7 protein-coding genes, 2 rRNA genes and 1 pseudogene are annotated in these 12,587 nt (G+C 56.9%); 3 read left to right on the top strand and 7 right to left on the bottom strand.

The window, feature by feature from the left end; all coding sequences use genetic code 11:
• Window positions 1–59 precede the first annotated feature (59 nt).
• Both WS75_RS01965 and rrf read left to right on the top strand, forming a co-directional pair.
• Window positions 60–2,941 (top strand): 23S ribosomal RNA (locus WS75_RS01965).
• Window positions 2,942–3,069: 128 nt separating this feature from the next.
• Window positions 3,070–3,182: ribosomal RNA gene (rrf, locus tag WS75_RS01970) — 5S ribosomal RNA — on the top strand.
• Between the two features lie 262 nt (window positions 3,183–3,444).
• Here rrf and WS75_RS01975 read toward each other — a convergent pair.
• From WS75_RS01975 to WS75_RS31345, 4 genes and pseudogenes are all read right to left on the bottom strand, one after another.
• Complete coding sequence (locus WS75_RS01975) at window positions 3,445–3,741, bottom strand: hypothetical protein (RefSeq protein ID WP_059678935.1); 297 nt, start codon at window positions 3,739–3,741, stop codon at window positions 3,445–3,447.
• Window positions 3,680–4,840 (bottom strand): annotated as a pseudogene (locus WS75_RS01980) (IS3 family transposase). The gene WS75_RS01975 and the pseudogene WS75_RS01980 overlap by 62 nt, the downstream one beginning before the upstream one ends.
• Window positions 4,764–5,165: a hypothetical protein gene (locus WS75_RS33250; RefSeq protein WP_156429691.1), complete on the bottom strand. Its 402-nt coding sequence runs from the start codon at window positions 5,163–5,165 to the stop codon at window positions 4,764–4,766. Before WS75_RS33250 ends, WS75_RS01980 begins: the two are co-directional and overlap by 77 nt.
• 150 nt (window positions 5,166–5,315) lie before the next feature.
• On the bottom strand, window positions 5,316–5,729 hold the full coding sequence (locus tag WS75_RS31345; RefSeq protein WP_082729469.1) for a very short patch repair endonuclease: 414 nt from the start codon (window positions 5,727–5,729) through the stop codon (window positions 5,316–5,318).
• 81 nt (window positions 5,730–5,810) lie between these two features.
• Here WS75_RS31345 and WS75_RS01990 point away from each other — a divergent pair, with 81 nt between their 5' ends.
• Window positions 5,811–6,707, top strand: coding sequence for a hypothetical protein (locus WS75_RS01990; protein WP_156429692.1), 897 nt, complete (start codon window positions 5,811–5,813; stop codon window positions 6,705–6,707).
• 40 nt (window positions 6,708–6,747) lie between these two features.
• Here WS75_RS01990 and WS75_RS01995 read toward each other — a convergent pair whose 3' ends face one another.
• The 3 genes from WS75_RS01995 to dnaN all read right to left on the bottom strand — a co-directional run bounded on the left by WS75_RS01995 (window position 6,748) and on the right by dnaN (window position 12,487).
• Window positions 6,748–8,061, bottom strand: a complete 1,314-nt coding sequence (locus WS75_RS01995) for a DNA cytosine methyltransferase (RefSeq protein ID WP_082729470.1) — start codon at window positions 8,059–8,061, stop codon at window positions 6,748–6,750.
• 651 nt (window positions 8,062–8,712) lie between these two features.
• On the bottom strand, window positions 8,713–11,187 hold the full coding sequence (gene gyrB, locus WS75_RS02000; protein WP_059679062.1) for a DNA topoisomerase (ATP-hydrolyzing) subunit B: 2,475 nt from the start codon (window positions 11,185–11,187) through the stop codon (window positions 8,713–8,715).
• A gap of 193 nt (window positions 11,188–11,380) precedes the next feature.
• The gene (dnaN, locus tag WS75_RS02005) at window positions 11,381–12,487 is read right to left on the bottom strand and encodes a DNA polymerase III subunit beta (protein WP_059605245.1); all 1,107 of its coding nucleotides are present in this window, start codon (window positions 12,485–12,487) and stop codon (window positions 11,381–11,383) included.
• Between the last annotated feature and the right edge of the window lie 100 nt (window positions 12,488–12,587).

Genomic DNA, 12,587 nt, shown 5'->3' on the forward strand with positions numbered 1-12,587 from the left:
TCAATTGGAATACGGCACAACGCGAGAACTCAACCTGTAACGAGACAGACTCGTTATAGGGTCAAGCGAACAAGTGCATGTGGTGGATGCCTTGGCGATCACAGGCGATGAAGGACGCGGTAGCCTGCGAAAAGCTACGGGGAGCTGGCAAACGAGCTTTGATCCGTAGATGTCCGAATGGGGAAACCCACTCCTTTTGGAGTATCCATGGCTGAATACATAGGCCATGCGAAGCGAACGCGGTGAACTGAAACATCTAAGTAACCGCAGGAAAAGAAATCAACCGAGATTCCCAAAGTAGTGGCGAGCGAAATGGGATGAGCCTTGCACTCTTTATTTGTATTGTTAGCCGAACGCTCTGGAAAGTGCGGCCATAGCAGGTGATAGCCCTGTAGGCGAAAACAGTATGAAAGAACTAGGTGTGCGACAAGTAGGGCGGGACACGTGAAATCCTGTCTGAAGATGGGGGGACCATCCTCCAAGGCTAAATACTCGTGATCGACCGATAGTGAACCAGTACCGTGAGGGAAAGGCGAAAAGAACCCCGGGAGGGGAGTGAAATAGATCCTGAAACCGCATGCATACAAACAGTCGGAGCCTCGTAAGGGGTGACGGCGTACCTTTTGTATAATGGGTCAGCGACTTACGTTCAGTAGCAAGCTTAACCGTATAGGGCAGGCGTAGCGAAAGCGAGTCCGAATAGGGCGTTCAGTTGCTGGGCGTAGACCCGAAACCAAGTGATCTATCCATGGCCAGGATGAAGGTGCGGTAACACGTACTGGAGGTCCGAACCCACTAACGTTGAAAAGTTAGGGGATGAGCTGTGGATAGGGGTGAAAGGCTAAACAAACTTGGAAATAGCTGGTTCTCTCCGAAAACTATTTAGGTAGTGCCTCGTGTCTCACCTTCGGGGGTAGAGCACTGTCATGGTTGGGGGGTCTATTGCAGATTACCCCGCCATAGCAAACTCCGAATACCGAAGAGTGCAATCACGGGAGACAGACATCGGGTGCTAACGTCCGGTGTCAAGAGGGAAACAACCCAGACCGCCAGCTAAGGTCCCCAAATATAGCTAAGTGGGAAACGAAGTGGGAAGGCTAAAACAGTCAGGAGGTTGGCTTAGAAGCAGCCACCCTTTAAAGAAAGCGTAATAGCTCACTGATCGAGTCGTCCTGCGCGGAAGATGTAACGGGGCTAAGCTATATACCGAAGCTGCGGATGCGTGCTTTGCACGCATGGTAGGAGAGCGTTCCGTAAGCCTGCGAAGGTGCCTTGTAAAGGGTGCTGGAGGTATCGGAAGTGCGAATGCTGACATGAGTAGCGATAAAGGGGGTGAAAGGCCCCCTCGCCGTAAGCCCAAGGTTTCCTACGCAACGTTCATCGGCGTAGGGTGAGTCGGCCCCTAAGGCGAGGCAGAAATGCGTAGCTGATGGGAAGCAGGTCAATATTCCTGCACCATTGTTAGATGCGATGGGGGGACGGATCGCGGAAGGTTGTCCGGGTGTTGGAAGTCCCGGTCGCTGCATTGGAGAAGGCGCTTAGGCAAATCCGGGCGCAGGATTCAAGGGTGTGGCGCGAGCTTCTTCGGAAGCGAAGCAATTGGAAGTGGTTCCAAGAAAAGCCTCTAAGCTTCAGTCTAACGATGACCGTACCGCAAACCGACACAGGTGGGCGAGATGAGTATTCTAAGGCGCTTGAGAGAACTCGGGAGAAGGAACTCGGCAAATTGGTACCGTAACTTCGGGATAAGGTACGCCCTTGTAGCTTGACTGGCCTGCGCCAGGAGGGTGAAGGGGTTGCAATAAACTGGTGGCTGCGACTGTTTAATAAAAACACAGCACTCTGCAAACACGAAAGTGGACGTATAGGGTGTGACGCCTGCCCGGTGCCGGAAGATTAAATGATGGGGTGCAAGCTCTTGATTGAAGTCCCGGTAAACGGCGGCCGTAACTATAACGGTCCTAAGGTAGCGAAATTCCTTGTCGGGTAAGTTCCGACCTGCACGAATGGCGTAACGATGGCCACACTGTCTCCTCCCGAGACTCAGCGAAGTTGAAGTGTTTGTGATGATGCAATCTACCCGCGGCTAGACGGAAAGACCCCATGAACCTTTACTGTAGCTTTGCATTGGACTTTGAACCGATCTGTGTAGGATAGGTGGGAGGCTATGAAACCGGAACGCTAGTTTCGGTGGAGCCGTCCTTGAAATACCACCCTGGTTTGTTTGAGGTTCTAACCTTGGCCCGTGATCCGGGTCGGGGACAGTGCATGGTAGGCAGTTTGACTGGGGCGGTCTCCTCCCAAAGCGTAACGGAGGAGTACGAAGGTACGCTAGGTACGGTCGGAAATCGTGCTGATAGTGCAATGGCATAAGCGTGCTTAACTGCGAGACCGACAAGTCGAGCAGGTGCGAAAGCAGGTCATAGTGATCCGGTGGTTCTGTATGGAAGGGCCATCGCTCAACGGATAAAAGGTACTCTGGGGATAACAGGCTGATACCGCCCAAGAGTTCATATCGACGGCGGTGTTTGGCACCTCGATGTCGGCTCATCTCATCCTGGGGCTGTAGCCGGTCCCAAGGGTATGGCTGTTCGCCATTTAAAGAGGTACGTGAGCTGGGTTTAAAACGTCGTGAGACAGTTTGGTCCCTATCTGCCGTGGGCGTTGGATATTTGAAGGGGGCTGCTCCTAGTACGAGAGGACCGGAGTGGACGAACCTCTGGTGTACCGGTTGTCACGCCAGTGGCATCGCCGGGTAGCTATGTTCGGAAGAGATAACCGCTGAAAGCATCTAAGCGGGAAACTCGCCTTAAGATGAGATATCCCTGGGGACTAGATCCCCTTGAAGGGTCGTTCGAGACCAGGACGTTGATAGGTCAGGTGTGTAAGCGCAGTAATGCGTTCAGCTAACTGATACTAATTGCCCGTAAGGCTTGATCCTATAACAAGTCTGTCTCGCGCTACAGAGCGCGTCGGACTGGTTGATTCTCGTGTGTGATACACACAACCTAAATTACTGCTTCTTCCAAGATTGGTTGTGCTGCGAAGCCAGCACAACAACCCTCTTTGCCTGATGACCATAGCGAGTCGGTCCCACCCCTTCCCATCCCGAACAGGACCGTGAAACGACTCTACGCCGATGATAGTGCGGATTCCCGTGTGAAAGTAGGTAATCGTCAGGCTCCCTAAGCCAGAAACCCCCGCCCGAAAGGCGGGGGTTTTTGCATTTGAGCGGCGGAAATGTGCGCGGAGTATTCGGCATAGCCGTATGTAGTGCTGCACGCACTGATGCCCTCGATGCCCTCGATGCCCTCGATGCCGCCGGATGCGGAGAAGACGGAACGCAACTTTTCGTCTGTTGTGACGGTTGTTGATGTTACTTGCAGCGCCGCCGTGGACCATTTGCATCAAGGGGCGCGTGCCAAAGTGCTTCACGCCGAGCCATCACCAGACAACAGAGCGGCGCAAGGGCGCCAGCGCCGCGTATTCCTCGTCCTTCTCCTCTTCTTGCGTAGCTGCACCATAGGGCTGCTCTCGCCAGTTCAGCGCGCTGTAGTCGGGCGTGGTGACGACTCTTCGGGAATCAAAGCCGAACCGAAGATAGACGCGATCACCTGGCTTGAATCCGAACATCTCGAAATGCGCGTCGATGGCGCGCATCCATGGCATGTTGTAGTGCTCAACTAATCCCGGACACTGCGTTAAGTTTTTCTTCCGCAACCGCCGGCGCCAGTCCGTCATTGAACTGATGCGGCCGTATCCAGTTGTACCGGTGCATCAGGTAGTGGCTGATGTCCCGGTGTGCCTCCTGCGCCGACATGTAGCCCACTTACGGTAGCCATTCGGTCTTGAAGCTGCGGAACAGCCTCTCCATCGGGGAGTTATCCCAACAATTTCCTCGACGGCTCATGCTCTGCTGTATCCGATAGCGCCAGAGGCGCTGACGGAATTTCCGGCTTGCATATTGGCCGCCTTGATCCGAGTGAAACAGCAAGCCTTGCGGTCGACCACGTTGCTCATAGGCCATCTCCAACGCCTGCACGACCAGATCGGCATCATGGCGTGTCGAGAACGCCCAGCCAACAACCCGACGCGTGAACAGGTCGAGTACTGCGGCCAGATAATGCCAACGGCCCTGCGCCCAGACATACGTGATGTCACCACACCACACCTGATTCGGCGTACCAACCTCGAATTCGCGATTGAGATGGCGGGATATCGATCCGCTCGACCGTGGCCTGCTTGTAGGCATGGCGGCCCGGCTGCTTGCAGATCAACCCGAGTTCTTCCATCAAGCGGCTGACCTTGAAGCGGCCAATCGCCGTACCTTCCTCGCGCATCATGCCCATGATGCTGCGACTGCCAGCAGAGCTTCGACTCTCGATGAACAGCTCGTGTACCCGGCTACGCAGTGCCATGCGCTCGGCATCAACGCGTCGGGCTCGCCCTCGGTGGGCATACAGGCAGGACCGCGACACGTCGAATACCGCGCAGATCAGCTCGACCGATTCGCTTGCACCAATCTGATCAATTACTTCGTACGTTCGATGCCTTCCGACATCAAGAGCGCGGTAGCCTTTTTTAAAATGGCCTTCTCACGCTCGAGGCGATCGATACGCGCCTCGAGTTCCTGAATACGCTGTTGATCCGGCGTGATTGCCTTGCCCTGCGGCGTGACGCCCTGGCGTTCCATCTGAAGTTGCTGCACCCAGCGGCGCAGCACCGTCTCGCCGACGCCGACCGAGCGGCTTGCTTCCATATGGCTATAGCCCTGGTCGAGCACCAGACAGGCGGCTTGCTGTTTGAACTCCGGGGAAAACGTACGTCGTTGCTTGCTCATCAGACACCTCTTCATGGCGACCATTCTCGCCTAAATCAGTGTCCGGATTCATTAGACCACTACAGAGTGCTTCCATATCGTCAACGGCGCCCTTGCGTGTGGCAAGATGCAAAACGGTGTCGTCCAGGGCTCCTTTCTGATTCGGATCGGTCGGGTTAAGCCCCAAGAATTCGGAATGGGTTGCGTATTTCTTGAGGATCGGTTTTAATTGTTTGTCCAAAGACGCTTTCACGCTTTCATTCCTCTGTTGCTTGGAGAGCATTGGAATGCGGAGATCGATCTGTTCGAATGCAGCGAAGTATTTTACAACTGAAATCTTTGTCACTAGCCGCCCGATTTAATTTTTCCAGAACGGTATCTGCGGGGCAGGAAAAATACTACTCAAACTAAAGATGCCACAGCATAACTCGGGACCGTTGGAAGGTGAAAAACCGAAGGAACCTCAGCGAGCGTCGTGACATCCCGCCATGTATTACTACCGAGGGGCACCCAAAAACGATGTGAGGCGGCTAGTCAACGCGTCGAGGTCTTTTAACTCGCATTGCCAGATTACCAAAGATTGCCAACCGTCAGCTTCCAGCGCAGAGATCACTTCTTGGTCGCGTATTCGTGTCCGTTCGATTTTGGGAATCCAGAAGTCCAGATTGCTTTGGGGTAGGCGGCCTAGCCGGCATCCGACGTGGCCGTGCCAAAAGCATCCGTGAACGAAGATCACCTTCTTCTTCTTGGAGAAAACTATGTCGGGTTTCCCGCGCAGTCGTTGGTCGTGCAACCGGAATCTGTAACCCAACCGGTGTAGCAGTACACGAACGACGAGTTCCGGACTCGTGTTCTTGGATGTTACCCTCGACATCAGCCAGCTGCGTTTCTCGGGCGATAGTCTATCCATTGCACCTGCTCTGCGACGTTTCCATCAAGAGATTTCGCGTTCGGTAGTCAATGCGGCTCCTAGGCGCCTCGGGACTTTGGTATGCTGAGCACCTTCAGAAGAATACTACGCGACAAGAGCATGGCCAAAAGTCAAAAAACGATTGTCATCGAACATATATTTGACCAACTTTACGACTCTGCTTCGGGGGCGCTGTCACGAACAGTCGTAACCGCCACTGACGTGCAGGAGGCAAAGCGATTCTGCAACGAGCATCATGGCACAACTTTTAAACCTGACAGTAACCCCTTCAATTTTATGAAGGACATCGTTCGAGGTAAGGGTGCGGCAAGAATCTGGCCCGACCGAGTGCGGCAACTGGGTTACGTCGGTGAGCAAGTCACCGGCGACGGAAAGGTTTTCGAGTTCGTGCCAGTGGTGCCGGGGGAGTCCGAAGGGTTTGCGGTCGACTTCCGACCGACAAGCGGCACGCCAGTAGTTCCGGTTCAAAGTCTTAGTCTCCCAAGTGCGTCGAAGGCATTAGGTCGGACCGATGAGTCGTGGCTTTTGCAGGTGGCCGTGAATCTGCGTATTGTGGAGAGTCACTTCGCAATTGGTGATAATCGCCAGATCGAACCGCTCGAGGTCAATCATCTGCAGATGGACATCAAACTCAGGCGCGTTCAAATCGATGCATTGTTTCTCGCATTGCGCGAGCCGTGCCCCGACGATCCTTCTGGCCGAGTTCTAATCACGGTGGAAGCGAAGCAAGGCAACCAAAGAATCCTGAGAGAGCAAATCGCTAGACAGGTAAAAGCGGCCTTCGAATCCACCGACAACGATGTGGTCATTCCGATTGCGATTGCTGCAATCAAAGATAAGGGCATTTACGTAGTCGAGTTTCGCGCAGTTCACCGTGCCGAGAGCGATACATTCGAATCCCCTCAATTTCACCGCGAGGCGATGTACGTGCTTTCACCAACCGTCAAGGGTATTTGAGTCGTCAACCATGCCTGGTTGACGACTGGCTCGGTCGAAGTCACGAGGGCGTTAGCTCGAACGGTACGCCGAGGTCTTCGTTCGCAGTCTCAGGCGTGGGTGTGGGTTCCGTCGACTTCTTGTCAGCCGGCTTTCTGTTGCGTTGCGCAATCACGTGCCGGGAGACCGAAAAGTACGCAGCAGCCTCTCCCATATTCATGGACAGCAACGACTCGGCCCCTAGCTCAATAGCCTCTTCCGGCTTCGCCGCTATTTCGCCCAACGCGGCCATTATGGTTGATGCGACAGCTCTCCCGAGAAGCGGCGGGACACTATTACCGATCTGTCGAAAGCCATGCCACTTCGTCACATGCATGCGAAACCAATCTGGGTACGAGTGAAGTCGCGCCGCTTCTCTTACGGTCAGTACGCGCGCATACACAGGATGAATTGGTCTTGGCGATGTATGGGCACCACGCGCGCTGTCGGTCCCTGCTCTCAACGTGTTGCAAAGTCCCTCCGGATCGAGTCGCAGGAACCTGCTAATCTTCTCCGTCCGACCGGGTGGCGTTGCCAAAAAACGAGCCTTCGATAGTTCGGTGTGTTCGGTGGTTAGACTGCACGTGAGGACATTCGGATCAAATGTGCGCGTGTAGCTGAAGTCGGTGTTATCGACTTCCATGCCGCGTAAGCGGCGTGCGTAGGTCGACTCCGTAAGCCAGTCGACGCGAACCGAATCGGTTGACCGAAGCTCATCAAATTGGTCCGCATCGGGCAAATCGGCGATGGCTTGGCGCACCGTTACCCTATCTTCCAGCTGGTCGGGATACTCGGGCATCGTTTGGTCGTTTCGGGCGGCGATCAAAAAAAGCCGTTCCCTCGACTGCGGAACTCCGTAGTCAGAGGCGTTTAACACCCGATAGGGATCGACGACGTTATAGCCTGCTTCACTCAAGGCTTCGATCAGTTCAACCAGAAACTGCGCGTGTTTGCCCAGAGTTAAGCCTTTGACGTTCTCGAAAACGCAATATTTGGGTTGAAGCTCGCTCACCAGCCGAACGTAGTGGAAGACCAACTGATTGCGATGGTCGTCCAGGGCGCGCTTTCCGATCATTGAAAAGCCTTGGCACGGCGCACCGCCAAACACCACATCAACTTCGGCATCGTCGATTCCGCTAAGACGGCGGATTTCGTCCCCGGTCAGATCGACGACACTTGCGCAAATCGTTTTCGTTTTAGGGAAGTTGTACTCGTGCGTTGCGCAATGGATCGGATCGATCTCGACCGCTGCCGCGATGTCAAAGCCTGCTTGTTCAAAACCTAGCGACAACCCGCCCGCCCCCGCGAACAGGTCAATCCCGATAGGACGAGGCATAAATTCTCCACTGGTACTCGGGGTTCAATATCTGCCGCATTCTATCTTGGCCCCCTGGTTCTTGTCGATCGATTTTTAGGGGTCTGATCAATTTTTGCCTGACGAGCGCTGGCTGATGCCTTAATCTGCAAGCATCGCAGGGGCCGAGTGACACCTCTCCCAACGCGGGCAGGAACTGGGGACGTGCTTGTTTGCGGATTCAACCCGCTGATGCAACGCACTTCCGATAGTCAGAAAGCGTTACCGGGGCGCATGCAGCCGAAGCAATGGCATCGTCCAAGATCGGGACGGCCTCGCCGAGCGGGTGATCTCGCGCTCCGTCCACCATTTGCCGCGAGCCCATGCCAATGCCTCTTAGATGCATGTCGTCTTGGTGACTGTAGACGACAGTCGTCCGCTGTTGATCTTGACGGTCTCGCAATTGAAGCTGCTACCTTGGGGCGCGGACTTGAGCAAGAAGGACAAATGACTGAAGCGGGAGGGGGCGCCGAGATGCAGTATCGATGGGCCTTATAGCAAGTCCGTCAGAATGACCAAACTGACGTGCTTCGCAGCGTTGTAGGCCCTCTAAATCGGAAATTAAAAAACCCACAAGCCTCTCGGATTATGGGTCTTTGGGCTTTCAAGCTATATGGTTATCTACGCTTGACCTCAAACGTCAATATTCCCCGCCCGCAACGCATTCGACTCGATAAACGCCCGCCGCGGCTCGACATCGTCCCCCATGAGGGTAGTAAAGATCCCATCCGCTGCAATCGCGTCTTCGATCTGCACACGCAGCAGTCGCCGCACAGCCGGATCCATCGTCGTTTCCCACAGCTGCTCGGGGTTCATCTCGCCGAGCCCCTTATAGCGTTGTTTGGAGACGTTCCGCTCAGCATCCGCCAGCAGCCACTTCATCGCGCTCTTGAAGTCGCTCACAGCCATGCTGCGCTCACCGCGCTTGATGACCGCCCCTTCGCCAATGAGCCCCTTGAACGTATTCGCGGTGGTCACGAGCTGCTGATAATCCGCCGTGTGCTGGAATTCTTGGTCGATGACCGAAACCCGCACGTTGCCGTGATGCGTGCGTTCGACATGCAGCGACCGCTGTTCGCGAACCGCGTCATACGCAGGCACAACCCGCACTTCGTTCTTCAGCGCTTCGTCATGCAACGCAGCGTGCAGTGCCTTAGCCGAAGCCTCGGTCGAAGCCTCATTGGAAAGATCGATCACCACGCCATCCATGACCGCTTCCAGCGCGGCCGGGTCATACAACCGGCTCAACCGGTCAATGACGCTCTGCGACAGCAGATACGACCGTGCCAGCTCGCCAAGCGCATCGCCCGAAATCGCCGCCGCATTCTCACCCGGCACCAGCTCCGACCCTTGCAGCGCCAACCGCAACATGTGCGCGTTCAGCTCCACGTCATCCTTCAGATACCGCTCGTCCTTGCCCGCCTTGATCTTGTAAAGCGGCGGCTGCGCGATATACACGTACCCGCGCTCGATCATGTCCGGCATCTGGCGATACAGGAACGTGAGCAGCAGCGTCCGGATGTGCGCACCGTCGACGTCCGCGTCGGTCATGATGATGATGCGGTGATAGCGCAGCTTGTCGAGGTTGTAATCGTCCTTGCCGATCCCGCAGCCGAGCGCGGTCACGAGCGTGACGATCTGTTCCGACGACAGCAGCTTGTCGTAGCGCGCCTTCTCGACGTTCAGCACCTTGCCGCGCAGCGGCAGGATCGCCTGGAACTTCCGGTCACGACCTTGCTTCGCCGAGCCGCCTGCCGAGTCACCCTCGACGATGTAGATTTCGCACTTCGCCGGGTCTTTCTCCTGGCAGTCCGCGAGCTTGCCCGGCAGGCCGACGCCGTCGAGCACGCCCTTGCGGCGCGTCATTTCACGCGCCTTGCGCGCCGCATCACGTGCCCGAGCAGCCTCAACGATCTTCCCGCAGATGATCTTCGCATCGATCGGCGTTTCGAGCAGGAACTCTTCCAGCGCCTTCGCGACGACTTCTTCAACCGGCGCGCGCACTTCGGACGACACCAGCTTGTCCTTCGTCTGCGAGCTGAACTTGGGCTCCGGCACCTTCACGGACAGCACGCACGACAGCCCTTCGCGCATGTCGTCGCCGGTCGTCTCGACCTTCGCCTTCTTCGCGATTTCGTTATCGGTGATGTACTTGTTGATGACGCGCGTCATCGCGGCCCGCAGGCCGGTCAGGTGCGTGCCGCCGTCGCGCTGCGGAATGTTGTTCGTGAAGCACAGCACGTTCTCGTTGTAGCTGTCGTTCCACTGCATCGCGACTTCAACGCCCACGCCATCCTTCTCGCCGTTGGCGAAGAAAACCGTCGGGTGCAGGTTGGTCTTGGTCTTGTTGATGTACTCGACGAAGCCCTTCACACCGCCGGCGAACGCGAAATCGTCTTCCTTGCCCGAGCGCAGGTCCGTGAGGCGAATCCGCACACCGTTGTTCAGGAACGAAAGCTCACGCATCCGCTTCGCGAGGATGTCGTAGTGATACTCGACGGTGCCGAAAATGGTCGGATCGGCCATGAAGTGCACTTCGGTGCCGCGGTTCTCGGTGTCGCCCGTCACCAGCATCGGCGACACTTCGACACCATCGACCACCTCGAGCACGCGATCCTGCGCGATGCCGCGATGGAACTCCATGAAATGCTTCTTGCCGTTGCGGCGCACGGTGAGGCGCAGCCAGCTCGACAGCGCGTTCACGCACGACACGCCCACGCCGTGCAGACCACCGGAAACCTTGTAGCTGTTCTGGTCGAACTTGCCGCCGGCATGCAGCTCGGTCATCACGATTTCCGCGGCACTCCGCTTCGGCTCGTGCTTGTCGTTCATCTTCACGTCGGTCGGAATCCCGCGGCCGTTGTCGGTCACGGAAATCGAGTTGTCGGCGTGAATCGTCACGTGGATGTCGTTGCAGTACCCGGCCAGCGCTTCGTCGATCGAGTTGTCGAGCACCTCGAACACGAGGTGGTGCAGACCGGTGCCGTCCGACGTGTCGCCGATGTACATCCCGGGGCGCTTGCGCACCGCTTCCAGACCTTCGAGGATCTGGATCGACGAGGCACCGTAGCTGCTGTTATCGGGTTGCGAATTGTGCTGTTCACTCATGGATATCTTCCGGTTCTGCGAGGCCACTCTCGTGGCGGCGCGGTGCGTTTCAGCGAGAGAAATCGCCGGGCCGCTCCAGTTTCCTGGCCCGCCCAAGGCGCCCAAAAGGCACCAAAGGGACGGGTTGTCGGTTCGCCATAAAAACGCCAAAGGGGCTTGCCGCCCCCTGGTGTGTATCTTGATGTCGAGCGCGTCAGATGCGCATCGGCATCACGACATACTTGAATTCGTCGTTCTCGGGCACGGTGATCAGCGCGCTCGAGCTGGCGTCGCCAAGGCTCACCTGCACGGTGTCGACCTTCAGGTTCGCGAGCACGTCGAGCAGATACGTGACGTTGAAGCCGATGTCGACGGTATCCCCCTGGTAGGCGATTTCGAGTTCTTCCTGCGCCTCTTCCTGATCGGCGTTGGTCGACATGATCTTCAGCTGGCCCGGCGCGATGATGCAGCGCACGCCCTTGAACTTGTCCGAGGTCAGGATCGCCGCGCGCTGCAGCGAACGCTGCAGCTCTTCACGGCCGATCTCGAACGTGTTCTTGTGCGCCTTCGGGATCACGCGCTGGAAGTCGGGGAACTTGCCCTCGACGAGTTTCGACACGAGCTCGACCTGGCCGAACGTGAACTTGGCCTGGGTCTGCGCGATGTCGATGGTGACGGTGTCGTCGATGTCCTCGAGCAGGCGCTGCAGCTCGAGAATCGTCTTGCGCGGCACGATGACTTCCTGACGGCCGAACGTGCCGCCTTCGATCTTCATCGACGAGAACGCGAGGCGGTGGCCGTCGGTGGCCACGGCCATCAGCTGGTCGCCGTCGACGACGAGCAGCATGCCGTTCAGGTAGTAGCGGATGTCCTGCTGCGCCATCGCGAAGTGCACCATGCCGAGCAACTGGCGGAACGACTTCTGCGGGACGGTCAGGGTCGCGCCGAAATCCTTTGCCTGCGCGACGGTCGGGAACTCGTCGGCCGCGAGCGTCTGCAGTGCGAAGCGGCTCTTGCCGGACTGAACGGTGAGGCGCTTGTCGGCGAGCGACAGCGTGACCTGGCCGTCAGGCATCGCGCGCAGGATGTCGAGCAGCTTGCGGGCCGCGACGGTGGTGGCCACCTGGTCGCCGCCGACGCCGAAATCGGCGCGCGTGGTGATCTGCAGCTCCAGGTCGGTCGACAGGAATGAAACGTCCGGGCCGTTCTTGGTGATCAGCAGGTTGGCGAGGATCGGCAACGTATGGCGGCGTTCGACGATGCCGCTGACCGTTTGCAGCGGCCTGAGGAGTGTGTCTCGTTCGGTCTTGACCAGTTGCATAGAGTTCCTTCGTTGAGTAACGGCCTGCAGCGCAGCAGCCTCGCAGCGCCCCGCCGGCCGGGCTCTTGGCCCGCCACCACCGGGGCGGTCAAACCAGTAT

This window comes from Burkholderia sp. FL-7-2-10-S1-D7 (assembly GCF_001524185.1).
Lineage (GTDB): Bacteria > Pseudomonadota > Gammaproteobacteria > Burkholderiales > Burkholderiaceae > Burkholderia > Burkholderia diffusa.